The organism is Cedecea davisae DSM 4568 (genome assembly GCF_000412335.2).
Lineage (GTDB): Bacteria > Pseudomonadota > Gammaproteobacteria > Enterobacterales > Enterobacteriaceae > Cedecea > Cedecea davisae.
On sequence record NZ_KE161030.1, the window covers coordinates 4,097,232 to 4,122,602 of the forward strand.

Sequence of the window (25,371 nt, forward strand, 5' to 3'; positions counted from 1 at the left end):
AAATCCATTCGTTAAGATTAACACGAAGTCATCGCAACAGCGGAGATGAGTTACGAAAGCTTGCAATTCTAGCCTGTAGCCCCCGCCGTTGTCTTTAAGATTCAGGAGCGTAGTGCATGGAGTTCAGTGTAAAAAGCGGTAGCCCCGAGAAACAGCGTAGTGCCTGCATCGTTGTGGGAGTCTTTGAACCGCGTCGCCTGTCCCCGATCGCAGAACAACTCGATAAAATCAGCGATGGCTACATCAGCGCGCTTCTTCGTCGTGGTGAGCTGGAAGGCAAACCGGGGCAAACCTTGTTGCTTCATCACGTACCTAACGTGCTGTCTGAACGTATTCTGCTGATCGGCTGCGGCAAAGAGCGCGAGCTCGACGAGCGCCAGTACAAGCAGGTGATTCAGAAAACAATCAACACGCTTAACGATACCGGTTCGATGGAAGCCGTCTGCTTCCTGACCGAACTGCACGTTAAAGGCCGCAACACTTACTGGAAAGTACGCCAGGCGGTTGAAACGGCTAAAGAGTCGCTGTACAGCTTCGACCAGCTGAAAACCAATAAAACCGAGCCACGCCGCCCGCTGCGTAAAATGGTGTTCAACGTGCCAACCCGCCGCGAACTGACCAGCGGCGAACGTGCGATTCAGCACGGCCTGGCGATTGCTTCCGGCATTAAGGCAGCGAAAGATCTCGGCAACATGCCGCCAAACATCTGTAACGCCGGTTACCTCGCCTCCCAGGCGCGCCAGCTGGCGGACTCGTTCAGCAAAAACGTGGTGACCCGCGTGATTGGTGAGCAGCAGATGAAAGAGCTGGGCATGCACTCTTACCTCGCGGTAGGGGCCGGTTCTCAGAACGAATCGCTGATGTCGGTTATCGAATATAAAGGCAATGCTTCTGAAGACGCTCGTCCGATTGTGCTGGTGGGTAAAGGCCTGACCTTCGACTCCGGCGGTATCTCCATCAAGCCTGCCGAAGGCATGGACGAAATGAAGTACGACATGTGCGGCGCGGCTTCGGTCTACGGCGTGATGCGTATGGTTGCCGAACTGAACCTGCCGATTAACGTGATTGGCGTGCTGGCGGGCTGTGAAAACATGCCTGGCGGCCGCGCTTATCGCCCGGGCGACGTACTGACCACCATGTCCGGCCAGACCGTTGAGGTGTTAAACACCGACGCCGAAGGCCGCCTGGTTCTGTGTGACGTACTGACCTACGTTGAGCGCTTCGAACCAGAAGTGGTTATCGACGTGGCTACGCTAACCGGCGCGTGTGTGATTGCTCTCGGCCACCATATCACCGGCCTGATGTCCAACCACAACCCGCTGGCTCACGAGCTGATTAGCGCCTCCGAGCAGGCTGGTGACCGCGCGTGGCGTCTGCCAATTGGCGACGAATACCAGGATCAGCTGGACTCTAACTTCGCAGACATGGCAAACATCGGTGGCCGCCCTGGCGGCGCGATTACCGCAGCTTGCTTCTTGTCCCGCTTTACCCGCAAGTACAACTGGGCGCACCTGGACATCGCCGGTACCGCATGGCGTTCCGGCAAGGCAAAAGGCGCAACTGGCCGCCCTGTCGCCCTGCTGTCTCAGTTCCTGCTGAACCGCTCCGGGTTTAACGGCGAAGAATAATTTGTAAGACTTACCCTCACCCCGGCCCTCTCCCTGGAAGGGAGAGGGTTAGGGTGAGGGGCAACAACATTCAACTTAAAAAGCTGGTCTCATGAAAAACGCGACGTTTTACCTGCTGGACAACGACACGCACGCCGAAGGGCTGAGCGCCGTTGAACAGCTGGTGTGCGAGCTGGCTGCAGATGGATTTCGGGCCGGTAAACGGGTGCTGATTGCCTGTGAGGACGAGCAACAGGCGATTCGCCTCGATGAAGCGCTCTGGCAGCGCGATGCGCATGCCTTCGTGCCGCATAACCTTGCCGGTGAAGGCCCGCGCTACGGCGCGCCGGTTGAACTGGCATGGCCCCAGCGCCGCGGCAGCGCCCCGAGGGATATTCTGATTAGCCTGCTGCCGCAGTTCGCAGATTTTGCCACCGCTTTCCTGGAAGTGATAGACTTCGTACCTTACGAAGACACTCAGAAACAACTGGCCCGTGAACGCTATAAAGCGTATCGCGTTGCTGGTTTCCACTTGACTACGGCGACTTACACCCCGCCGGGAACGACATAGCAGACAATGGAAAAGACATATAACCCGCAAGATATCGAACAGCCGCTTTACGAGCACTGGGAACAGCAGGGCTACTTCAAACCGAATGGCGACACCAGCCAGGAAAGCTTCTGCATCATGATCCCACCGCCGAACGTCACCGGCAGTTTGCATATGGGTCACGCCTTCCAGCAAACCATCATGGACACCATGATCCGTTACCAGCGCATGCAGGGCAAAAATACCCTGTGGCAGGCGGGCACCGACCACGCCGGTATCGCGACCCAGATGGTTGTTGAGCGTAAAATTGCCGCCGAAGAGGGGAAAACCCGTCACGATTACGGCCGCGATGCGTTCATCGAAAAAATCTGGCAGTGGAAGGCGGAGTCCGGCGGCACCATTACCCGTCAGATGCGTCGTCTCGGTAACTCCGTAGACTGGGAGCGTGAGCGCTTCACCATGGACGAAGGCCTGTCCAACGCGGTGAAAGAAGTGTTCGTTCGCCTGTACAAAGAAGACCTGATCTACCGCGGCAAACGCCTGGTAAACTGGGACCCGAAACTGCGCACCGCAATTTCCGACCTGGAAGTTGAAAACCGCGAGTCCAAAGGGTCCATGTGGCACCTGCGCTACCCGCTGGCCGACGGCGCAAAAACCGCCGACGGTAAAGATTACCTGGTTGTCGCCACCACCCGCCCGGAAACCGTACTCGGTGACACCGGCGTGGCCGTTAACCCGGAAGATCCGCGCTACAAAGACCTGATTGGCAAATTCATCGTCCTGCCGCTGGTTAACCGCCGCATCCCAATCGTTGGTGACGAACACGCCGACATGGAAAAAGGCACCGGCTGCGTGAAGATTACGCCTGCGCACGACTTCAACGACTACGAAGTTGGCCGCCGCCACCAGTTACCAATGATCAACGTTCTGACCTTCGACGGCGATATCCGCGAAGCGGCAGAAGTGTTTGATACCAACGGCGAAGAATCCGACGTTTACGCGTCCGACATCCCGGCAGAGTTCCAGAAGCTGGAACGTTTTGCCGCGCGTAAAGCCGTGGTGGCTAAGTTCGATGAACTGGGTCTGCTGGATGAAATCAAACCTCACGACCTGACCGTACCTTACGGCGACCGTGGCGGCGTGGTTATCGAACCTATGCTGACCGACCAGTGGTACGTGCGCACCGCTCCGCTGGCAAAAGTAGCTGTAGAAGCCGTTGAGCAGGGCGACATTCAGTTCGTGCCTAAGCAGTACGAAAACATGTACTTCTCCTGGATGCGCGACATTCAGGACTGGTGTATCTCCCGCCAGCTGTGGTGGGGCCACCGTATCCCGGCCTGGTACGACGCAGAAGGCAACGTTTACGTTGGCCGTAACGAAGCGGAAGTTCGCGCCGAGAACAACCTGGGCGACGACGTAGCGTTGAACCAGGACGAAGACGTGCTGGACACCTGGTTCTCCTCCGGACTGTGGACCTTCTCCACCCTGGGCTGGCCGGAAAACACCGAAGCGCTGCGCACCTTCCACCCGACAAGCGTGATGGTCAGCGGCTTCGACATTATCTTCTTCTGGATTGCCCGCATGATCATGCTGACCATGCACTTCATCAAAGATGAAGACGGCAAGCCGCAGGTTCCGTTTAAGACCGTCTACATGACCGGCCTTATCCGAGACGACGAAGGCCAGAAGATGTCCAAGTCCAAGGGCAACGTTATCGACCCGCTGGACATGGTTGACGGCATTTCGCTGGAAGACCTGCTGGAAAAACGTACCGGCAACATGATGCAGCCGCAGCTGGCGGAGAAAATCCGCAAGCGCACCGAGAAGCAATTCCCGAACGGCATCGAGCCGCACGGCACCGACGCCCTGCGCTTTACCCTGGCGGCGCTGGCCTCTACCGGCCGCGACATCAACTGGGATATGAAGCGCCTGGAAGGCTATCGTAACTTCTGTAACAAGCTCTGGAACGCCAGCCGCTTTGTGCTGATGAACACCGAAGAGCAGGACTGCGGCTTCAACGGCGGCGAGCTGGTGCTCTCCCTGGCGGACCGGTGGATCCTGGCCGAGTTCAACCGCACCGTTAAAGCGTACCGCGAAGCGCTGGACAGCTACCGCTTCGATATCGCCGCTAACATCCTGTATGAGTTCACCTGGAACCAGTTCTGCGACTGGTATCTGGAACTGACCAAGCCGGTCATGAACGGCGGTACTGAAGCCGAGCTGCGCGGCACCCGCAATACGCTGGTGAACGTGCTGGAAGGCCTGCTGCGTCTCGCGCACCCGATCATTCCATTCATCACGGAAACCATCTGGCAGCGCGTGAAAGTGCTGAAAGGCATCACCGCCGATACCATCATGCTGCAAGAGTTCCCGGCTTATGATGCTTCTCAGGTTGATGAAGCGGCATTTGCCGATACCGAATGGCTGAAGGATGTCATCACCGCCGTGCGTAACATTCGTGCCGAAATGAACATCGCGCCGAGTAAACGCCTGGAAGTGCTGCTGCGCGGCTGCAACGACGAAGCGATTCGTCGCGTAACCGACAACCGTACCTTCCTGCAGAACCTGGCTCGCCTGGAAAGCATCACTATTCTGCCTGTTGACGATAAAGGCCCGGTTTCCGTGACCAAAATTATCGACGGCGCAGAACTGCTGATCCCGATGGCAGGCCTGGTAGACAAAGCCGCTGAGATTGAGCGTCTGGCTAAAGAAGTGGCCAAAATCGAAATCGAAATTGGCAAAATCGAAGGCAAGCTCTCTAACGAAGGCTTTGTGGCCCGCGCCCCGGCTGACGTAGTAGCCAAAGAGCGCGAGCGTCTCGAAGGTTTTGCAGACGCCAAAGCTAAGCTGATTGAACAGCAGGCCGTTATCGCCGCGCTGTAATCGTTAAGCTGCTCTATCCGCCCCGCGTCTCCGTGCGGGGCGTTTTTTTTGCGCAACTTGCACCCTCCTTCATGAAGTGCTATTAACTCCCTTTATCCTTCCTAAGCTTATGAGTCACATGATGAACACCACTGCTCCGGTTGACGTGAAGCTCCAGCTGCGCCGGATTACCGCCGAAGATAATTCGGCCATCGCCCGGGTTATTCGTCAGGTTTCTGCCGAATACGGCCTGACCGCCGACAAAGGCTATACCGTTGCCGACCCTAACCTTGATGAGCTGTACCAGCTGTATAGCAAGCCTCAGCATGCTTATTGGGTCGTTGAGATTGATGGCGAAGTGGTGGGAGGCGGCGGCGTCGCCCCGCTGTCATGTAGCGAGCCGGATATCTGCGAGCTGCAAAAAATGTATTTCTTGCCGGTGGTTCGCGGTAAAGGGCTGGCGAAAAAGCTCGCGTTACAGGCGCTGGAGTTTGCCCGCGCCGAAGGGTTTACCCGCTGCTATCTGGAAACTACGGCATTTTTGAAAGAAGCCGTTGGCCTGTACGAGCATCTGGGGTTCGAGCATATTCCTGCTCCGCTCGGCTGTACCGGGCATGTGGACTGCGAAGTAACTATGCTCAAGGCGCTGTAATCACAGCGCTTTCAATAGAAAACAACGTTCTGCCGGGCTGCTGGCATCAATGCAGCCAGTGCACGCCGTCTTCCGGCTGGAAATAACCGTTATAGCGCATCTGGAAGGCGTTAATCTCCGGCCAGTCTGGCTCTATTTCGCGCAGAAACCCCAACGCAAGGCGCACCTGAGCATCGGTCACCGGGGCCGCCAGCCTGGCCTTTTGCAGCCTACGGTGCCACTGCTGTAAATTTTGATCGCTGCCGTCCACAATCACGATTTGCCAGATAAGCAGGACCTGAGCCGCATTTTGCAGATGAGACTCATCGGGGCGATGCAAATACTGCAAAAACGCGTCGCCTTGCGCTTTCCCCATCTGATCGATCATCGACTCAACCGGCACCACATCGATCCCCAGCCGCTCACTTAGCCGACGAATTGCCCGCCGGGAATGAGACGTAAGCACCCGAAACCCTACAACAAACACCACACACAGCGTAGCCAACATTAACCAAATCATGAAGTAAGATTCCCGACTGCCTAAGCTTATTTTGCCGTCAGCAACCGGCAATATTTTTTCATGGACTTCATGCAGTATACCGCAATCACTTTCCTCAGTAATACGCCAGACCTGCGCGCAATCTGGCGGGCAGCGGGCATAAAAAAGCCCGGCGTTATGCCGGGCAGTAAGTCACCAACAACACACTTAAGCGATTTTAAGCTGCTGGATCTTTTTCTCACGGCGAATTTTGCGCTCTTCAAATACCGCGACTATTGCCATCAGCACGATACAGCCGATCGCTGCCGCATCCAGAGCGGCAAAGGTACCAGCCCAGCCGGTGAGGCCGAAGACCGGCGTGCCGTCGGCAATCATGCCCAGGCCAAGCTTGGCGAAGCTGTCGCCAATCAGGTAGGCGAAGGTGCCTTTGATGCCGTCCGCCGCGCCGATAGCTTTCTTCGGCACGAAGCCAACCGCCGCCACGCCAATCAGCAGCTGCGGGCCAAAGACCAGGAAGCCAAGAGCAAACAGCGAAGCCAGGTAAACGTACTGGTTGCTGGCATGTTGGTACACGCCCAGGGTGGCGATAATCAGCGCCAGCGCAACGCAGGCAACCAGCGCACGGCGCCCGTTAGCCAGGTCCGACAGCCAGCCCCACAGCAGCGTGCCCACCAGCGCGCCTACTTCAAACAGGGTGAAGCCCTGAATCGCCACTTCTTTGGAGAGCTTCAGCTCCTGGAAAGCGTACACGGTGGACCACTGGTCGATGCCGATGCGCACCACGTAAAGGAAGATGTTGGAGAAGCACAGCAGCCAGATAACTTTGTTCTTCAGCACGTACTCAACGAAGATCTGCCATTTGGTCATGGAATTATCTTCGGCTTCTTTGTCTTCTTCGCTCACCTCTTCGCCAAACAGCTCTTCGGCGGTGCCGAGGCCATAAGACTCAGGGGAGTCGCTGCCGTAACGCAGGGCAACAAAGCCGACGACCAGGGCGATAATGGACGGGAAGATAAACATCCCGATAACGTGGCCGTCAAACAGGTAGTTAGCGCCAAACAGGGCTACACCAGCCGCGCCCGCGCCGCCGAGGTTGTGGGAGATGTTCCACATGCCCAGATAGCTGCCGCGTTTACGGCGAGGCGTCCATTTGGTAATGGTTGAATAGCTGCACGACCCGCCGGTGCTCTGGAAGAAACCGCTCAGCGCGTAGAAGGCAATCATCAGGAACAGGCTAACCGAGCCAGCGCCCATGCTGGCGCTGAAGCCGAGCATACAGATGGCGGAGAGGATCAGCATAAACGGCAGGAACTGCTTGGTGTTTTTGCCGTCCGCATAATAAGAAACCAGCGTTTTGCCCACGCCGTAGGTGATGGAGAATCCGAGGCCGATCATCCCCAGCTGCGTCATGCTCAGCCCGTAGGTTGAGATCATGTCGTTCTGCGCGATGTTGAAGTTTTTGCGGATCAGATACATCGTCAGGTAGCCGATGAAGACCACCAGGTACGACTGCATAAACGGTTTGAACCACATCTTGCGCCGCACTTCGAGCGGCAGATCCAGGGTTGGCTTACGCACCTGGTTTAAAAAGGCCAGCATGGATGACTCCTGATTTGAATACCTGCTTGATGGCAGGCATTGTAGAAATCAGCGCGTCAACTGGCCTGAGACAGCGTCCAGGCGCAACCAGGAATATTTCTTAGTTTTGCCCTGTTTGGCACAAAAAGGTGAGATGCATCACGCTTCACTGGCAGCACGCGGTGCCTGAGCGTTTAAGAACGGCAGCAGCAGCAGCGCCGAAATCCCGGCGGCGGTGGCGATAACCGCGAAAAACCCGCTCCAGTGCCAGATGTCGATAACCCTCGCCAGCGGCCAGCCGGAGAGCGATGCCCCAAGGTAAGCAAACAGCCCGACAAAGCCGGTTGCCGCGCCCGCAGCCTCTTTATGCGAACACTCCGCCGCCGCCATGCCGATAAGCATCTGCGGGCCAAACACGAAGAAGCCGGTGGTAAAGAAGCAGGCGGCCTGCATCACGTAGCTGGCAAAAGGCATCAGCCACAGCGAGCCAACCGAGAGCAGAATACCGGCGGCAAAAATAAGGTTCATCGGCCCGCGGTTACCGTTAAACAACTTGTCCGACCCCCAGCCCGCCACCAGCGCGCCGATAAACCCGCCAAGTTCGAACATCGTCACCGCCGAGTTAGCCTTGACCAGCCCCACGCCGAGCGTCTCCGACATATAGAGATTGCCCCAGTCGTTTATCGCCGCCCTCACCACGTACACCAGCACGTAGCACAGCGACAGCAGCCAGATGTACGGGTTCGCCAGCACATATTTATAGAGGATCTCTTTGCGCGTTAGCCCCGCGCCTTCCTGCTGCTGAGCCATTTCCAGCTCGTCGTGCTGCCAGTCGCCCACGGCGGGCAGGCCAACGGTTTGGGGCCGGTCGCGCAGCCGCCAGCAGAGAAACAGCCCGGCAATAATCGCCAGGCAGCCGGCAATCATCATCCCAACGCGCCAGCCATAATTCATCGCCGCCGCACCGATAATAATCGGAATAAGCGCCCCGCCCACGTTATGCGCCGTATTCCACACCGCCCACCAGCCGCCGCGCTCGCTGCGGGAGTACCAGGCCGTGAGCAATCTGGCGCAAACGGGCGAGCCCCAGCCCTGGAAGAACGCGTTAAGCGCCCACAGCAGGGCGAACGCCCATAGCGAAGTCGAGAAGCCGAACAGGATGTTGACGATGCCGGTGGCAATCAGCCCCAGCCCCATAAAGTAGCGTGCGTTGGAGAAGTCGCTGACTATCCCTGAAAGAAACTTCGACAGGCCATAGGTCACGTAAAACAGCGTCGCCAGCAGGCCGATGTCGGTGCGCTCCATTACGCCGGTGGCGAGGATCTCCGGCGCTGCGGCGTTAAAGCTTTTGCGGGTGAAGTAAAACAGCGCGTAACCCAGCCAGATGGTTATCAGGATATGCCGCCGCCAGTAGCGATAGCGGGCGTCGATTTCATTTTTATCGCCCAGCAAAGGCGCGCTGGCCGGTACTTTCAGGAAACTCAACATCATCGCCCCTCAGACGTATCGCAACGGCAGGCTGACGCTGACGCGCGTGCCGTGAGTGCAGGAAATAGCCAGGGTGCCGCCCAGCGCCGTCACGCGTTCGCGCATCCCGAGAAGCCCAAAGCCCTGCTGCCCCGAGCCGGGCGGCAGGCCGCTGCCGTCATCTTCAATCACCAGCATCAGCCACTCTTCCTGACGCCAGCCCTGGAGCGTGACCGCGCTGGCGCTGGCGTGTTTGACGATGTTGTTCAGCCCTTCCTGGCAAACCCGGAACAACGTAACGCGCTGCCCCTCGCTGAGCATCTGCTCGTCAATTTGCCAGTCGAGATGGCTGACTATGCCCCGGCTTTCCAGCTCCATTTCGCGCAGCAGGGAGCGCACCGCCTGTTCGAGGGAGAGATCGTCCAGCTGGCGCGGTCGCAGCCGCCCGAGCAGGCGGCGTACCGAGTCATAAACGCCCAGCGAGAGCTGTTCGATATGTGCCCCGCTGCGTTTCACGCCATCGTTTTCCGGGGCCTGGCGCTGCATTATTCCGGCCTGGGTGCGGATAGCCGTGATCGTCTGACCAATATCGTCGTGCAGCTCGCGAGCCACTTCCCGGCGCACGCTCTCTTCGGTTTCCAGCAGCCGCTCGGCAAGGCGGCGGTTGCGGGCAAGCTCGGTTTGCAGCGACTGGTTCAGCTCGCGCAGGCGCTGGATCCCCGCCCCCAGCAGCAGCCCGGTGAGGCTTTGCGCCAGCAGCGACAGCAGAAGATCGACCGGGTGATCGTGCCAGGTCTGGCTGGCGATTAAAGCAATGGCGTTCATCAGGGTGGCAATAAGCGCCCCCTGCCAGCCGTAGTGCCAGGCCAGGGCGATAATCGGCAGCGCAAGGCAGAACGGCGTAAAGCGAGAAAGCTCGGCTGGCAGCCCCAGCTGAAGCCAGAGGCTGACGGCGAATAACAGCAGATACCAAATCAGATGGCGACCGCGCCAGTTCACCGGCTGGGAAACCAGCGCCGGGCCAAGCGGCTGCCAGACGGTGCTGGTGAGGTAGTGCCAGATAACCAGGCAGGTCGGGGCCAGCGTCAGGCCGCCGGTCAGGGTTAACAGCAGGGCGTTCAGGGATTCATGCCCCCGCCCAATCCACGGCAAAGATTGCAGCAGCGCGGCGGCGATAAGCGCTCCGCCCTGGCGCAGCAAAGTCCGCCAGTCTCGCTGGTGGCGATAGCGGGAGATAAGCGCCACGGGCAGCAGGGTCAGCACGCCTCCGGCCATCAGCAGCGGCAGGTGCGCCAGCGCCACTTCCTGAGCCAGCCAGCCCAGCATCAGCCATTCCGCACCGAGCAGTACCGGCCAGTAGCCACGCGGGCATTGCAGCATCAGGCCCAGACGCAGGCCAAAGGGAAACAGCAGCACCGCCAGTTCGGGTCTTACCACTAAATGCAGGCTGATGCTCCACAGGCAGAACCACGCGGCGGAGAAGATAAAAAAGCTGGCGATAACGGCTATCAGCCGCGAGAAGAAAGACTGCATCACCAGCCGTCGAACAGGCGGCGAGCCAGCGCTACGTCGTTGCTGACGTCGAGTTTTTCCATCAGATTTGCGCGGTGAACGTGTACCGTTTTCGGCGACAGTCCGAGCTCGGTGGCTATTTCTTTCACCGCCATGCCCTGGGCCAGTTTTTCTGCCACCTGGCGTTCGCGCTTAGTCAGCGGGTCCTGCCGTCCGGCGGCCAGCTTCATGGCAATGTCCGGCGTCAGGTAGCAGCCGCCGGTCGCTACGGTGTGCACCGCCGCAATCAATTCGTCCGGGCTACAGCGTTTGGATAAAAAGCCGCGCGCCCCGGCGTTAAGCGCCTGTTCCACCAGCGCCGGGCTGTCGTGAACCGACAACATAATAGTCGCCATGCCCTTCGGCAGTTGGGCGAGAAGCTCAAGCCCGGAAACATCCGGCATCGAAATATCGCAGATGCAGACCTGAACGCCCTGCCCCGGCAGCCCGGCCAGCGCCTCGCGGCCCGAGCCAAACTCGGCCACAACCTGAAAATCCGCCTCCAGCCCAAGCAGTTGGGCAAAGCCGGAGCGGACGATAAGGTGATCGTCGATAAGGGCGATGGTAATCATGGCGCGTTCCAGGAAGGTAAAAAAACGCGCTTACCTTAGCGATAAGCGCGTTGCTGTTCAAGCCTTAAGCGATTTGTGCTGCGCCCGAAGGCTATTCCCCGGCTACGGACAGGCGAATAATGCCTGCCGCTCTGGCCGGTGGCAGTTGCAGAACGTTGCGCCACAGTTCCTGAACCTGATCGCAGACGATGCCCTCCTGGCCCACCGCTTTGTGCGGGTCAGACATCAGATGCAAATCGCCGCCGTAGCGCTTCATCAGCTGCTGGACTATCGGCTGGATATCCTGCCTGGCCTGCTGGCGCTCGGCGTCGGTTACAGTGTGTTTTTCAGGACCGTAGGCGGAGCGCATCATGGCGGCATCTACTTCCATACGGCGCATCGTGACCTCGCGCGGCAGAAGCCTCATCGAGTTGATACCGCCCTTCACATCCGGGAACAGGAAGCGGAAGCAGGCCTCGTTGCTGCTCTTTTGCACCATCGCCGTTTGCTGCATATTGATTTGCATAAACGCCACCACGTTTTCATCGGCGGCATTTTGCAGACGCTTCATCTCCACGGCGAGGATTTGCGGCTGGATAGTGTCAATCACCTGCTGCTCGGTTTTCCCCTGCTTATGCATCTCAATCGCCTGCTGGCGAATAGACATCCACAGCGCCGGTTCCTGCTCCTTCAGCACCTGGTAGACCGGCATCTGGTTCATCGCGGCATCAAGCCCGGCCAGCTCGCTCTGCGAAGATCCGGCCTTTTCACGCGGGATCAGGTATTTAACGTCGAAAATATTCCACGCCATAATAGCGACCAGCGCAATCGCGACGGCACCGGCCTTCCCCACCCAGCCTTTCTTGCGAAAAACGCCGACCACTACGGCAATTGTCGCGCCGACATAGCCTGCAATAATGACGTGGGTCCAGTTCATACAACATCCTTCTTAGTCTGCGGGCACCCCGCTGTGGAAGCGAAACTCTTCGTCGCGGCTCTGGATAAGCCGGGCTTCTACTTCGCCAAAAAAACCAATACGTTCGCTGATGTCGTTTCCGGCAATGTGCTCCGCCAGGCTTAAATAATCCTGATAGTGACGGGCCTCAGAACGCAGCAGCGACAGGTAAAAACGCTGTAGCTCATCGTCAAGGTGCGGCGCCAGGGCGGCAAATCGCTCGCACGATCGCGCTTCGATATAGGCTCCGCAGATAAGCTTGTCCACCAGCATCAGCGGTTCGTGGGTGCGGGTTTCGCTCAACAAACCTTTAGCATAGCGACTGGCGGTAATTTTCACGTACGGAATGTTACGGGCAATCATGATTTCCCGCACCTGCCAGAAATGGTGCAGCTCTTCTTTAATCAGCAGTACCATGCTGTCGATAAGCTGCTGCCCCCAGGGGCTTTGCGTTTTTGGCATCACGCTTTTGCCAATCCCTTTGTGGATAGACAGAAAGTCCGGCTCGTCGCCGTCGCGGAAGGTAAAGGCTTCGTAGGGCTGTAGCCAGGCCAGCAGCGCCTGCGAGCTTTCTTTATCGGCAACATATTTGCGGATCAGCAGCATCGCGGTTTGCGCGGCTTTGAGTTCGCAGACCATGTGGTCGGTCAGCAGCAGCGGCAAATTTTCGGGCTGGCGGGCTTTTTCAGTCCACGCATCGGGAGTCGGACAGTGCAGGAATTGCTTAACGGGGGAGAGGAGTTGCTGGTAGTTCATGGCGATATCCTGAAGCGCAGCGGCTGAATGCCGCTGCACCGCTTACTTTTAGTGGCGCACGCCGTCGTCGTCTTCGTCCAGAAGATCTTCGTCGTCGCCTTCTTCGCCGTCTTCACCGTTCGGATCTTCGAAGTAAGTGCCCCAGCCGTCGTAATCCACGCCGAATTTTTCCGCCAGGTTCATCAGTTGCTCAACCTGAGCATCAATCAGCTCGCGGTTCAGCGCACATTCGCTAAGGATATCGCAGCAGATGACGGTATCGCCCTCTTCCACTTCCAGCTCTTCAGGATCGGTGACTTCGTAGCCCAGCTTGAAAGCTTCAACGGCCGCTTTCTCCAGGGTTTCAAAATCATCTGCAGAAAGGTGATGCTCGATGGTGTACAGCGCGTCAGGATCGCTGCCGTCATCCAGCAGTTCTTCAATGATTAAGCGAGTTTCTTCGCGTTGTTCTTCCAGCTGTTCTGGATTTGCCATGGCCCTTTCCTCAAATAAGTCGGCAGATACTCTCATTTTCACACACGCCGGGGTTTGCCTCCACCTTTCATCGCAAAGTTTTAACGCCCGGGGTTGCAATTGAATATTCATACATATAAATTGAATTTTAATTCAATAAAGGCTTCTGCCATGCGAGGAAAAAATGAGTCACTTTTATCAGAAAAATTTTCTTAAGCTGCTCGATTTTACGCCTGCCCAGCTCCATGAACTGTTGGCCCTGGCCGCTAAGCTGAAAAACGACAAGAAAAAAGGAACTGAAACTCAGAAGCTTACTGGGAAAAACATCGCGCTCATCTTCGAAAAAGATTCGACCCGAACTCGCTGCTCTTTCGAAGTTGCCGCTTTTGACCAGGGCGCTCGCGTCACTTATCTCGGCCCAAGCGGCAGCCAAATTGGGCATAAAGAATCAATTAAGGATACCGCACGGGTGCTGGGGCGCATGTATGACGGCATTCAGTATCGCGGCTATGGTCAGGAAATAGTTGAAACCCTGGCGAGCTACGCCGGTGTACCGGTGTGGAACGGCCTGACCAATGAATATCATCCCACCCAGCTGCTGGCGGATTTATTGACCATGCAGGAGCATCTGCCGGGGAAAAGCTTTAACCAGATGACGCTGGTTTACGCCGGGGATGCACGTAACAACATGGGTAACTCGATGCTGGAAGCCGCCGCGTTGACAGGGCTGGACTTGCGCCTTGTGGCCCCTGAAGCCTGCTGGCCCGACGCAAATCTGGTGGCAGAGTGCAAAGCGCTGGCCGCCCAAACCGGCGGTAAAATCACCCTCACGGAAGATATTGCCGCAGGCGTAAAAGGTGCCGACTTTATCTATACCGACGTTTGGGTGTCGATGGGTGAAGCCAAAGAGAAGTGGGCCGAACGTATCGCCCTGCTTCGCCCTTACCAGGTCAACGGCGAAATGCTGGCGCTCACCGGCAACCCGCAGGTGAAGTTCCTGCACTGCCTGCCTGCCTTCCATGACGACCAGACCACGCTCGGCAAGCAAATGGCCCAGGAGTACGACCTGCACGGCGGTATGGAAGTTACCGACAAAGTATTCGAATCCTCCCACAGCGTGGTGTTTGACCAGGCAGAAAACCGCATGCACACCATCAAGGCGGTGATGGTCGCCACGCTGGCTGAATAATTTATTCGCTCTAAGGGTTATTCCCTGGCCCCTCCGACGTCACCTCGTCTGAGGGGCTTTTTTTCTTAGCGCATGTTTATTGCAAAAGATGTTGCATAACTGCTGCGCTGGCCGGATTTTTTATGCAGTAAAAAGACATAACCTCAATTGAACACGGCTGAGCCTCTTCGCTAATCCGTTGTTTCCCGTTAAGTAAAAAGAAAAAAACCTGCTCGCTCACAGTTTCCAAACCGGGTATCCACGAAAAATTCACAATAACTATTTCTTGTTTCCCCCATCTTTCAGGATTAAATAAACCACCACGTGCATAACCATGCACATAAAAATAAAAAACACAATAAAATCAGATACATACCCTTAAGTTAAATTGGTAATCAATTACAAACCATTAACAACAGAGATATTATCAGGCTGTTTATTGAGTAGTTATGCAGTAAGCAAAATAAATATAAAAGCTATTTCCTGACGCTCATCAAATAATAAAAAGAGAAATAAAACCCACCGTCATCGCGTGATGAAGATCACATTAAACGGCTTAATAAAATCTAATATACGCCCCGAAGACAACCAACCGAATTATTTAAGTTGCGACGCAATATTAATTGCGCCATGGGAAAACTCATCCTCAAATAATGTAAGGGAATAGTCATGGATAAGCATTATGTCGGTTCCGAAATAGGCCACCTGCGCAGCGTTATGCTGCATCGCCCAAACCTCAGTCTGAAAAGACTTACCCCTTCAAATTGTCAGGAATTACTTTTTGACGACGTTCTTTCGGTAGAGCGGGCGGGCGAAGAACATGATGTTTTCGCCAACACCTTGCGCCGCGAAGGCGTGGAGGTATTGCTGCTAACCGACCTGCTAACACAAACGCTGGACATCACAGAGGCCAGGGACTGGCTGCTGAATACTCAGGTTTCAGACTACCGTCTTGGGCCAGCCTTCGCCGCCGACGTGCGCGGCTGGCTGGCGGATATGCCGCACCGCGAGTTAGCCCGTCGCCTTTCCGGCGGGCTGACTTACGAAGAAATTCCAGCCCAGATTAAAAATATGGTGGTGGATACTCATGCGGCAACCGACTTTATTATGAAGCCGCTGCCAAATCATTTATTCACCCGCGATACATCGTGCTGGATTTATAACGGCGTTTCAATTAACCCAATGGCTAAAGCAGCTCGCCAACGCGAGACAAATAATTTAAGGGCAATTTATCGCTGGCACCCGGCATTTACCGACGGCAATTTCATTAAATATTACGGCGACGAAAACATTAATTACGACCACGCCACGCTGGAAGGCGGCGATGTATTAGTGATTGGCCGCGGCTCGGTATTAATTGGCATGTCTGAGCGCACCACGCCTCAGGGCGTTGAGTTCCTCGCTGCATCGTTATTCAAACATCAACAGGCGACCCGCGTGATTGCGGTTGAGCTGCCAAAACACCGCTCCTGCATGCACCTCGATACCGTCATGACCCATCTCGATGTCGACACCTTCTCCGTCTATCCGGAAGTGGTGCGCAAAGACGTGCAGTGCTGGACGCTCACCCCGGACGGCAAGGGCGGTATTAAACGCCATCAGGAAGTCAGCCTCGTACACGCCATCGAGCAGGCGCTGGGCATCAGCGAGGTCAAGCTTATCACCACCGGCGGAGACGCCTTCGAAGCCGAGCGCGAGCAGTGGAATGACGCCAACAACGTGCTGACCATCCGCCCGGGCGTGGTAATTGGCTACGAGCGCAACATCTGGACCAACGAAAAATACGACAAAGCCGGGATCACCGTGTTGCCAATTCCTGGCGACGAATTAGGCCGCGGGCGCGGCGGCGCACGCTGCATGAGCTGCCCGCTGGAACGTGACGGAATTTAAGTGGAGAGCCGTATATGACACTGAAACCGACCCTGGTGGTCGCCCTCGGCGGCAACGCTTTGCTAAAACGCGGCGAGCCGCTGGAAGCCGACCTGCAGCGTAAAAATATCGAGCGGGCCAGCAAAACCATCGCCCAACTGACCGAAAACTGGCGCGTGGTGCTGGTGCACGGCAACGGCCCGCAGGTTGGCCTCCTGGCCCTGCAAAACAGCGCTTATCAAAACGTTAGTCCTTATCCGCTGGATGTTCTCGGCGCGGAAAGTCAGGGAATGATTGGCTACATGCTTCAGCAATCGCTGAAAAATCATCTGCCGGACCGCGAAGTTAGCGTGCTGCTGACTCAGGTAGAGGTCGACCCGCAGGATCCGGCCTTCAGCAACCCGACCAAGTATATCGGCCCGGTCTACAGCAAAGAGCAGGCGGATGCCCTGGTGCGCGATAAGGGCTGGTCGGTTAAAGCCGATGGCCAGTATTTCCGCCGCGTAGTGCCTTCCCCGCGGCCGAAACGCATCGTGGAAAGCGATGCCATTACGGCGCTGATTCAGCGCGATCACCTGGTTATTTGTAACGGCGGCGGCGGCGTGCCTGTGGTGGAAAAACCCGACGGCTACCACGGCATCGAGGCGGTGATTGATAAAGATCTTTCCGCCGCGCTACTGGCTCGCCAGATAGAGGCCAACGCCCTGCTGATCCTGACCGACGCCGATGCGGTGTACCTGAACTGGGGTGCGCCTGACCAGCGCCCGCTGATGCAGGTAACGCCCGCCGAGTTGGACAAGATGACCTTCGACGCCGGTTCGATGGGGCCGAAGGTTGCCGCCTGTAGCGACTTTGTTACCCGCTGCCACGGTATTGCCGGCATTGGTTTGCTGGAGGACGGGGCGGCGATTCTGGCGGGCGAGAAAGGCACGCTGATTCGCGAATAGTGATTGCCCCTCACCCTGACCCTCTCCCCTGAGGGGAGAGGGAATAAAACAAGAGAACAAAACAGAGTCGCCCGCATTTCCCCCTCTCCCTTTTAGGGAGAGGGCCGGGGTGAGGGTCAACAAACTCTTTTTTCAAAGGATAACAAAAATGACTATCAACTTAAAAAATCGCAATTTCCTGAAATTACTCGACTTTAAACCTGCAGAAATTCAGTACCTCATCGATCTCGCCCGCGACCTTAAAGCCGCCAAAAAAGCGGGTACTGAGAAAAAAACGCTATGCGGTAAAAACATTGCGCTTATCTTCGAAAAAACCTCCACCCGCACCCGCTGCGCGTTTGAGGTAGGCGCTTTTGACCAGGGCGCGCTGGTGACTTATCTCGGCCCAAGCGGCTCGCAAATCGGCCATAAAGAGTCGATGAAAGACACCGCCCGCGTGCTGGGCCGGATGTATGACGGCATCGAGTATCGCGGCTACGGCCAGGATATCGTCGAAGAGCTGGGCGAGTACGCCGGTGTGCCGGTGTGGAACGGGCTGACCAACGAGTTCCACCCAACCCAGATCCTCGCCGACCTGATGACCATGCTGGAGCATGCGCCGGGCAAAAAACTCAATGAATTGTCCTTCGCCTATCTCGGCGACGCCCGCAACAACATGGGGAATTCACTGATGGTCGGCGCGGCCAAAATGGGGATGGATATTCGCCTCGTCGCGCCAAAAGCATTCTGGCCTGAGGCTGGCCTGGTAGAGCAATGCCGCGCCATCGCCAAAGAGACCGGCGGCCGCATCACGCTGACCGACAGCGTGGCGGAAGGCGTAGCGGGTACTGATTTCCTCTACACCGACGTCTGGGTCTCAATGGGCGAGCCAAAAGAAGCCTGGGCCGAGCGCGTCAGCCTGATGACGCCATACCAGATTAATCAAAGCGTCCTCGATGCAACCGGCAATCCCAATGTGAAGTTCATGCACTGCCTGCCTGCATTCCATAACGAACACACCAAAGTCGGGAAAGAGATCGAAGAAGCCTATGGCCTGAAAGGGCTGGAAGTGACCGAGGAAGTCTTCGAGTCCGGGCATTCCATCGTCTTCGACGAAGCGGAAAACCGCATGCACACCATCAAAGCCGTCATGGTCGCCACGCTCGGAGAGTAACGCCGTCGGGCGGTGGGAATCTTCTTGCCGCCCGCTGTACCCAGGTGCTGCCCAGCGCAGCGGGAGAATAGGAAAATGGCAGATGTTACCCATGCTGGCGCCACAGACGCGCCCGCAACTAGTGAGAAGAAGCTCGGACTCAGCGCGCTGGTAGCGCTGGTTATTGGCTCGATGATCGGCGGCGGGGTCTTTAGCCTGCCGCAAAACTTTGCCTCGGTTGCCTCACCCGGCGCACTGCTGATCGGCTGGGCAATCACCGGCGTAGGCATGCTCTGTCTCGCCTTTATTTATCAGAATCTCAGCGCCCGCTGCCCGGATCTCGACGGCGGGGTTTATAGCTACGCCAGAGCAGGATTTGGGGATTTTATCGGCTTCCAGTCAGCCTGGGGCTACTGGTTCTCGGCCTGGCTCGGCAACGTCTCCTACGCGGTGCTGCTGTTTAGCGCCCTGAGCTTCTTCATTCCGGTGTTCGGCGACGGTAACAACCTGCCGTCATTCATCGGGGCGTCAATTGTACTGTGGCTGGTTCACGCTCTGGTACTGCGCGGCGTGCGCGAAGCTGCCTATATCAATACCATCCTCACCGTGGTGAAAGTTGCCGTCCTGCTGCTGTTTATCGTCGCGGTGCTGATTGCCTTCCGCATCGGCGTGTTCACCGCCGATTTTTGGGGCCGCATGATGGTGATTGACGGCACACGGCCGGAAATTTTCCAGCAGGTTAAAAGCATTATGCTGGTCACGACCTGGGTGTTTATCGGTATTGAAGGAGCGACCGTGGTTTCCGCCCGCGCGGCAAAACGAGCCGATATCGGCAAGGCAACGGTGATTGGCCTGCTCGGCGTATTGGTGATTTATATTCTGGTTAGCGTGCTGTCGATGGGCGTGCTTGACCAGGCGGCGCTGGCCGGGTTGAAAAACCCATCAATGGCGGGCGTGCTGGAAAGCGTGGTCGGGGTCTGGGGCGCTAAATTCGTCGCTGGCGGCGTGATTTTATCCCTCGCCGGTGCATTACTGGCCTGGACGCTTTTCGCGGCAGAACTGCCCAGGGTTGCGGCAATTGACGGAATATTTCCGAAGATTTTCGCCAAAGAGAATGCTCGCCACTCGCCGTCATTTTCACTGTGGATAACCAACGGCCTGATCCAGCTGTTCCTGATCCTCACCTTGTTCTATGCCGCGGGCTACCAGGCGCTGTTTTCCATCGCTACGGCCGCCATTTTGCCGCCTTATCTGTTCAGCGCGGCCTACGGCCTGAAACTGGCCTGGACCGGCGAGCGCTACGGAAAGGGAGAGTCACGTACCGGCGGCATTATTCTCGGCGTGGTGGCTACACTCTATGGCTTCTGGCTTTGCTACGCAGCCGGCGACTCAATGCTGCTCAGCTCATTGCTGTTCACTCCGGGAATACTGGTGTTCTTGTGGCAGAAAAAAACCCAGGGTCAGGCTTTGCTGAAAAGTTACGAATTCGCAATAGCTATCGTTATCCTGGCCGTCGCCGCCTGGACGCTAAAACTGATACTGAGTGGCGCATTACAGATAGCCTGAACCGCTTAAACGCCACAAATGTGGCGTTTAACTCTGCATTTTCATTCGGCGCAGTCAGAAAACAAAGCTCTATCAAAAGGTTAAATCTATTTATGCGGTAAACATAACGCGCCTGTAATTAGAGAAATGGTGAATGAGATGAGGATCTCCCGCGTATCGTCAGAAAAGGAACAGCGGCAGCTTGAGCTGTGCCAGCAGTTAATCGTCCACAAAAGCTACCGCTCCCAGGAGCAGTTGCGCTGCGATTTAAAACAGCACGGCTTTGAAGCTATCAGCCAGTCAACGGTTTCCCGGCTACTCAAGCTGCTGGGCGTGATTAAAAGGAGTAATGCGAAGGGAGAAAAGATCTATGCCCTGAACCCCATGGCCCAGCCTCAGCCAAGCGCGGCGCGATCGGTGGCCGAGATGGTCATCAGCGTTGAGCATAATAGCGAGTTTATTATGATCCATACCGTCTCCGGCTACGGCAGAGCGGTGGCAAAAATACTCGATCATCACGCAATAACGGAGATCCTGGGCGTGGTGTCGGGCAGCAGCGTGGTGTGGATTGCGCCGCGGGATGTGCGCAAAACGCCGCTGGTTCATCGCCGTATTATGCAAACCCTCGGACTGAATTAACCCGGCAGCAACCGATTGCAATGCTGCGAAAAAGTGTGATTTTGCCTCTTGCAGAGTGCGCGGACGCGCGTATAATGCGCCACAATTTGCCGGGAGGAAGCATGGTCCACTGTGTACAAAAAAATGCCGCACCAGGTCGTCTGAAAGCAGACGCCGTTGGGCGTTTTTCTTCCCGTTGCAGCATCGAATTTCTACATTCCCAAATTGCTAAGGCCCCTCATTGAGGGGCTTTTTTTTGCCCGTCGCCCGAGAACAGGAGAGAAGCATGACTAACCCGTTATTTAAAAAACACATCATTTCCATCAATGATCTCAGTCGTGAAGAACTTGAACTGGTGCTGGCAACAGCCGCGAAGCTGAAAGCTAACCCGCAGCCGGAGCTGCTGAAGCATAAAGTTATCGCCAGCTGCTTCTTTGAAGCTTCCACCCGTACCCGTCTCTCCTTCGAAACCTCGATTCACCGTCTCGGCGCGTCGGTCGTCGGTTTTTCCGACAGCAGCAATACCTCCCTGGGTAAGAAAGGTGAAACGCTGGCCGACACGATTTCGGTCATCAGCACCTATGTGGACGCCATTGTTATGCGCCACCCGCAGGAAGGCGCGGCGCGCCTGGCAACCGAGTTCTCCGGCGATATCCCGGTGCTTAACGCGGGCGACGGCGCCAACCAGCACCCGACGCAAACCCTGCTCGACCTGTTTACCATTCAGGAAACTCAGGGCCGCCTGGAAAACCTGAACATCGCCATGGTTGGTGACCTGAAATACGGCCGCACCGTGCACTCTTTAGCCCAGGCGCTGGCGAAGTTCAACGGCAACCGCTTCTACTTTATCGCCCCTAACGCGCTGGCAATGCCGCAGTACATCCTGGATATGCTGGATGAAAAAGGGATCGCCTGGAGCCGCCACGAGTCAATTGATGACGTGGTTGGCGAGCTGGATATTCTCTATATGACCCGGGTGCAGAAAGAGCGTCTTGATCCGTCCGAATACGCCAACGTGAAAGCGCAGTTCATCCTGCGGGCCGCCGATCTGGAAGGCGCGCGCGCCAATATGAAGGTGCTGCACCCGCTGCCGCGCGTGGATGAGATAACCACCGACGTAGACGCCACGCCGCATGCCTGGTATTTCCAGCAGGCCGGTAACGGTATTTTTGCCCGCCAGGCTCTGCTGGCGCTGGTTTTGAATCGCGAACTGGTTTAAGTGAGAGGAGAATAAGATGACGCACGATAATAAATTACAGGTTGAAGCCATCAAGCGCGGCACCGTTATCGACCATATTCCGGCGCAGGTGGGCTTTAAGCTGCTGACGCTGTTCAAACTGACTGAAACCGACCAGCGTATCACCATCGGCCTGAACCTGCCGTCCCGCGAGCTGGGCCGTAAAGATTTGATCAAGATAGAGAATACCTTCCTGACCGACGAGCAGGTTAACCAGTTAGCGCTGTATGCGCCCCACGCGACGGTGAACCGCATCGACGAGTACGAAGTGGTTGGCAAAAGCAATCCGAGCCTGCCGGACCGCATTGAGAAAGTGCTGCTGTGCCCGAACAGTAATTGCATCAGCCATAACGAGCCGGTTGCCTCTTCGTTTGCGGTTAAACAACGTGCCGACGATATCAGTCTGAAGTGCAAATATTGCGAAAAAGAGTTCGCCCGTCACGTTGTGCTGGTTGATTGATGTTCGTCTGATGACAAGCTCGCGGCCATCCCTATAATGGTCGCGAGCTTTGTATCTAATACTGAGGAGAAAGAATGTCACGCACTCTTAGCACGGAAAACGCACCGGCCGCTATCGGCCCTTATGTCCAGGGCGTCGATCTTGGCAGCATGATTATCACTTCCGGTCAGATCCCGGTTGATCCAAAATCCGGCAACGTGCCGGAAGACGTAGCCGCTCAGGCGCGCCAGTCTCTGGAAAACGTAAAAGCGATCGTTGAGTCCGCAGGCCTGAAAGTGGGCGATATCGTGAAAACCACGGTGTTTGTTAAAGACCTGAACGACTTCGCTACCGTAAACGCCGCGTATGAAGCCTTCTTCACCGAGCATAAAGCCACTTTCCCGGCACGCTCATGTGTAGAAGTCGCTCGTCTGCCAAAAGACGTGAAAATCGAAATCGAAGCCATCGCCGTTCGCCGCTAATTCGCCGCAGCGCTTTTGCTTCTGGCCCCGCCTTTGCGGGGCTTTTTTTGCCCTTACTTCACGACGGCACGCAGCAGTTTTTCCAGCGGATAAACCGCCGCAATAACCACTTCATCACGCGTTTGCGCCGCACCGTCCAGCTGAGTCTGGATAGCCTTCAGTTCGTCATCGTTTAGCGACCCCTGCTTCGCCACCAGATCCGTCAGCCTTAAGCCTAACCCGGCCAGCTTATCTACGTCCTCGGCCACCGGTTTGAGCGGTTTTAGCACATAGTTGCCTTCAATAAGCGCCAGCACGTCCGGGGTATTGCTTTGCCAGCGGGTAAAGATATGGCGCAAGGCTTCGGCGCTGTTGCTGTCTTCCGGGTCGGCAATCAGCTTGTCTACCCAGCCGTTAATCGCCCGAACCTGCCCGCTTTCCGGCCCCAGCGTATCGGCAAAGCGGTTTAGCGGCTCGAAATGGTTGTAATTCCCGGCCTGGAATTTGAGGTGCTGGCGCGTGTAATACTGCGCGGGTTCAACTGCCTGAGCGAGAATTTGCAGCGGCATAATATCCGGCGTACCGGCCAGGCGAGTCATCTGAACCACCGACTCGGTATGCTGGCGTAGCCCGACGGAAACCGTGGACCAGGCGTCAATCGCCTGCATACGCTGGTACATGTTCTCTACGTCAGTAACGTCTTTAGCTGACCATAAGCGCTCGGCCACCGCAAAAGTGCGCGGCCAAAGTTTGATGTCCAGCAGCGGAGAAATAACGTTTTCCGCCCACAGCGCGGCTTCGCCGCCGAGAATGTTGCTCATCTGCGCGTCCGTTGGCACCGCCGGCTGTTTACCGTCCGGCACGCCCTCAAGCTTTTGCCCGGTTGCCGGATAACGCACATTGCCGACCAGGAAGTAGCCGCCAAGCTTATCGCCTTCAAGCGTGACGACCGGGCGCGTCTCACCCATCCAGGTATCAACCGTAAAGGTCGCCTGAGTCGGGGTGAGCCATTTTATTTCATGTACCTCGCGGCGAGACTTGCCTTTGAAGTCGATAAATCCGCGCCAGCCGCTGTCGCTTTTCACCAGCGTAAAGCTGCCTTCTACCGGGCTGCCTTTCAGGCGCGGCATGCTGAAGAACCAGCTCTGGGCGCTGTCGGATTCGCTTAACTTATCGACCCCGTTCAGCCCCTTCGGCAGAACTTCGTTGCGGTAGTGATACGCCGTAGACTGCGGCTGGTCGAGGTAGAAGCCGGTGGACAAAATGCCCTTGTAGCCGTTGGCCGCAATCGCGCCCAGGGAGTCCTGCCCCTGCCACGACTGGATCAAAATATTTTTCGGCAGATCGGGATGATAAATCTCATCCCAGCCCATCATCTGCCGTTTATGTTTTTCGAGGATCTTCTCCAGCCGCTGGTTGAAATAAGTCTGTAGCGCGTGGGAGTCCGCCAGCTGGTGCTGTTTCATAAACTGCTGAATAGAAGCGGAAGCTTTCCACTGGCTGTCGTCCACTTCATCCCCGCCGATATGCAAGTAAGCGTCGGGGAAAATGGCGGTAACTTCGCCTATCAGGGTATCAACGAACTTATAGGCAGCTTCGTTAGCCGGGTTAAGCAACGGCTTTAATACGCCCCAGTTGCGCTCCATCTGGTACGGCCCCGGAGCGCTCATCAGCTCCGGGTAAGCAACGGCCAGCGCCGAGCCGTGGCCCGGCAGGTCAATTTCCGGCACCACGCGGATCCCCAGCGAAGTTGCGTAGCGCACAACCTGCTTCATCTGCTCCTGGGTGTAAAACTGCCCGTCGCTCGCCAGCTGTTGTAGCTTCGGATAATGGCTGGAGGCGAAGCGCCAGCCCTGGTCGTCCGTCAGGTGCCAGTGGAAGACGTTGAGCTTAGCCGCGGCCATGCCGTCCAGCTGGCGCAAAATATCTTCCAGCGGCATAAAGTGGCGCGCCGAATCCAGCAGCAGCCCGCGCCACGGGAAGCGCGGCACGTCTTTTATCTCCACATAAGGGATCGAGGTATTTTGCGGGCCGTTTTGGATCAGCTGTAAAACGGTTTCCATCCCGCGCATTGCGCCGAAGCGAGTGTTCGCGGTGAGTTTCACTCCGTCCGCCGTCACGCTCAGCTCATAGCTTTCGTCGCTGTCCGCCTTTGGCAACGGGTCAACCACTTTTTGGATTTGAATAGCGATAGTCGGTTTTGCCGGGTGAGCTTCCGCGGGCTGAAGCTGCCAGCCGGTTTGCAGGCTAATACGCTGACGCCAGCGCTCAGCTGCGCCGGGCAGCTTATCGCCGCTGATATTGATTGAGAGAGCGTTGGTGAGCGCGAGGCTGCCCTGGGTTGCCGGAAGCTCGACCTGCTGCGGCCAGGGCATCAGCGGTAACTCTCCGGCAGGTGCGGCCTGAGCCTGACAGGCAACGGCGATACCTGCGGCCAGCAGGCTAAAACGGAGCGATTTAAACATGGACTTTCCTTTCACATGACGGGCCAGAAA

22 protein-coding genes are annotated in these 25,371 nt (G+C 56.7%); 13 read left to right on the forward strand and 9 right to left on the reverse strand.

Going from position 1 to position 25,371, the window contains the following annotated elements:
* The first annotated feature begins 116 nt into the window (after window positions 1–116).
* The 4 genes from pepA to HMPREF0201_RS18655 all read left to right on the forward strand — a co-directional run bounded on the left by pepA (window position 117) and on the right by HMPREF0201_RS18655 (window position 5,671).
* Complete coding sequence (gene pepA / locus HMPREF0201_RS18640) at window positions 117–1,628, forward strand: leucyl aminopeptidase (RefSeq protein WP_016538315.1); 1,512 nt, start codon at window positions 117–119, stop codon at window positions 1,626–1,628.
* A gap of 91 nt (window positions 1,629–1,719) precedes the next feature.
* A complete protein-coding gene (locus HMPREF0201_RS18645; RefSeq protein ID WP_016538316.1) occupies window positions 1,720–2,178 on the forward strand; it encodes a DNA polymerase III subunit chi in 459 nt (152 codons plus the stop codon).
* A 6-nt stretch (window positions 2,179–2,184) separates the two neighbouring features.
* Window positions 2,185–5,040 carry a valine--tRNA ligase gene (locus HMPREF0201_RS18650; RefSeq protein ID WP_016538317.1) on the forward strand — a complete coding sequence of 952 codons (2,856 nt, stop codon included), beginning with the start codon at window positions 2,185–2,187 and terminating at the stop codon, window positions 5,038–5,040.
* Between the two features lie 118 nt (window positions 5,041–5,158).
* The gene (locus tag HMPREF0201_RS18655) at window positions 5,159–5,671 is read left to right on the forward strand and encodes a GNAT family N-acetyltransferase (RefSeq protein WP_172568933.1); all 513 of its coding nucleotides are present in this window, start codon (window positions 5,159–5,161) and stop codon (window positions 5,669–5,671) included.
* 46 nt (window positions 5,672–5,717) lie between these two features.
* Here the strand turns inward: HMPREF0201_RS18655 and HMPREF0201_RS18660 are convergent, their stop codons facing one another.
* From HMPREF0201_RS18660 to rraB, 8 genes are all read right to left on the reverse strand, one after another.
* Complete coding sequence (locus HMPREF0201_RS18660) at window positions 5,718–6,170, reverse strand: DUF1198 domain-containing protein (protein ID WP_016538319.1); 453 nt, start codon at window positions 6,168–6,170, stop codon at window positions 5,718–5,720.
* A gap of 186 nt (window positions 6,171–6,356) precedes the next feature.
* A complete protein-coding gene (gene uhpT, locus HMPREF0201_RS18665) occupies window positions 6,357–7,748 on the reverse strand; it encodes a hexose-6-phosphate:phosphate antiporter (RefSeq protein ID WP_016538320.1) in 1,392 nt (463 codons plus the stop codon).
* Window positions 7,749–7,886: 138 nt separating this feature from the next.
* Window positions 7,887–9,215 (reverse strand): MFS transporter, encoded by a 1,329-nt coding sequence (gene uhpC / locus HMPREF0201_RS18670; protein WP_039898842.1) that lies wholly within the window; start codon window positions 9,213–9,215, stop codon window positions 7,887–7,889.
* A 9-nt stretch (window positions 9,216–9,224) separates the two neighbouring features.
* Complete coding sequence (gene uhpB, locus HMPREF0201_RS18675) at window positions 9,225–10,727, reverse strand: signal transduction histidine-protein kinase/phosphatase UhpB (RefSeq protein ID WP_016538322.1); 1,503 nt, start codon at window positions 10,725–10,727, stop codon at window positions 9,225–9,227.
* On the reverse strand, window positions 10,727–11,317 hold the full coding sequence (gene uhpA / locus HMPREF0201_RS18680; RefSeq protein ID WP_016538323.1) for a response regulator transcription factor UhpA: 591 nt from the start codon (window positions 11,315–11,317) through the stop codon (window positions 10,727–10,729). Before uhpA ends, uhpB begins: the two co-directional genes overlap by 1 nt.
* A 91-nt stretch (window positions 11,318–11,408) precedes the next feature.
* Window positions 11,409–12,233: a hypothetical protein gene (locus tag HMPREF0201_RS18685; RefSeq protein WP_016538324.1), complete on the reverse strand. Its 825-nt coding sequence runs from the start codon at window positions 12,231–12,233 to the stop codon at window positions 11,409–11,411.
* A gap of 12 nt (window positions 12,234–12,245) precedes the next feature.
* Complete coding sequence (miaE, locus tag HMPREF0201_RS18690) at window positions 12,246–13,007, reverse strand: tRNA isopentenyl-2-thiomethyl-A-37 hydroxylase MiaE (protein WP_039898843.1); 762 nt, start codon at window positions 13,005–13,007, stop codon at window positions 12,246–12,248.
* A gap of 48 nt (window positions 13,008–13,055) precedes the next feature.
* On the reverse strand, window positions 13,056–13,481 hold the full coding sequence (rraB, locus tag HMPREF0201_RS18695) for a ribonuclease E inhibitor RraB (RefSeq protein WP_039898844.1): 426 nt from the start codon (window positions 13,479–13,481) through the stop codon (window positions 13,056–13,058).
* Window positions 13,482–13,644: 163 nt separating this feature from the next.
* Between rraB and argF (HMPREF0201_RS18700) the strand changes: the two genes are divergently transcribed.
* From argF (HMPREF0201_RS18700) to ridA, 9 genes are all read left to right on the forward strand, one after another.
* A complete protein-coding gene (gene argF / locus HMPREF0201_RS18700) occupies window positions 13,645–14,649 on the forward strand; it encodes an ornithine carbamoyltransferase (RefSeq protein WP_016538327.1) in 1,005 nt (334 codons plus the stop codon).
* Between the two features lie 648 nt (window positions 14,650–15,297).
* The gene (gene arcA / locus HMPREF0201_RS18705; RefSeq protein ID WP_039898845.1) at window positions 15,298–16,518 is read left to right on the forward strand and encodes an arginine deiminase; all 1,221 of its coding nucleotides are present in this window, start codon (window positions 15,298–15,300) and stop codon (window positions 16,516–16,518) included.
* Between the two features lie 14 nt (window positions 16,519–16,532).
* Entirely contained in the window at window positions 16,533–17,444 is a 912-nt protein-coding gene (locus HMPREF0201_RS18710) for a carbamate kinase (RefSeq protein WP_016538331.1), read from the forward strand.
* Between the two features lie 148 nt (window positions 17,445–17,592).
* The gene (argF, locus tag HMPREF0201_RS18715) at window positions 17,593–18,597 is read left to right on the forward strand and encodes an ornithine carbamoyltransferase (RefSeq protein WP_039898846.1); all 1,005 of its coding nucleotides are present in this window, start codon (window positions 17,593–17,595) and stop codon (window positions 18,595–18,597) included.
* A gap of 75 nt (window positions 18,598–18,672) precedes the next feature.
* Window positions 18,673–20,142, forward strand: a complete 1,470-nt coding sequence (gene arcD / locus HMPREF0201_RS18720) for an arginine-ornithine antiporter (protein WP_016538333.1) — start codon at window positions 18,673–18,675, stop codon at window positions 20,140–20,142.
* Between the two features lie 138 nt (window positions 20,143–20,280).
* Window positions 20,281–20,760 carry an arginine repressor gene (locus tag HMPREF0201_RS18725; protein WP_039898848.1) on the forward strand — a complete coding sequence of 160 codons (480 nt, stop codon included), beginning with the start codon at window positions 20,281–20,283 and terminating at the stop codon, window positions 20,758–20,760.
* A gap of 265 nt (window positions 20,761–21,025) precedes the next feature.
* Window positions 21,026–21,958 (forward strand): aspartate carbamoyltransferase, encoded by a 933-nt coding sequence (pyrB, locus tag HMPREF0201_RS18730; RefSeq protein ID WP_016538335.1) that lies wholly within the window; start codon window positions 21,026–21,028, stop codon window positions 21,956–21,958.
* A 16-nt stretch (window positions 21,959–21,974) separates the two neighbouring features.
* Window positions 21,975–22,436, forward strand: coding sequence for an aspartate carbamoyltransferase regulatory subunit (pyrI, locus tag HMPREF0201_RS18735; RefSeq protein ID WP_016538336.1), 462 nt, complete (start codon window positions 21,975–21,977; stop codon window positions 22,434–22,436).
* Window positions 22,437–22,510: 74 nt separating this feature from the next.
* Window positions 22,511–22,897 (forward strand): 2-iminobutanoate/2-iminopropanoate deaminase, encoded by a 387-nt coding sequence (gene ridA / locus HMPREF0201_RS18740; RefSeq protein ID WP_016538337.1) that lies wholly within the window; start codon window positions 22,511–22,513, stop codon window positions 22,895–22,897.
* Between the two features lie 53 nt (window positions 22,898–22,950).
* On the opposite strand, the gene HMPREF0201_RS18745 is transcribed toward ridA, so the two are convergent.
* Window positions 22,951–25,341, reverse strand: a complete 2,391-nt coding sequence (locus tag HMPREF0201_RS18745; protein WP_016538338.1) for a beta-N-acetylhexosaminidase — start codon at window positions 25,339–25,341, stop codon at window positions 22,951–22,953.
* Between the last annotated feature and the right edge of the window lie 30 nt (window positions 25,342–25,371).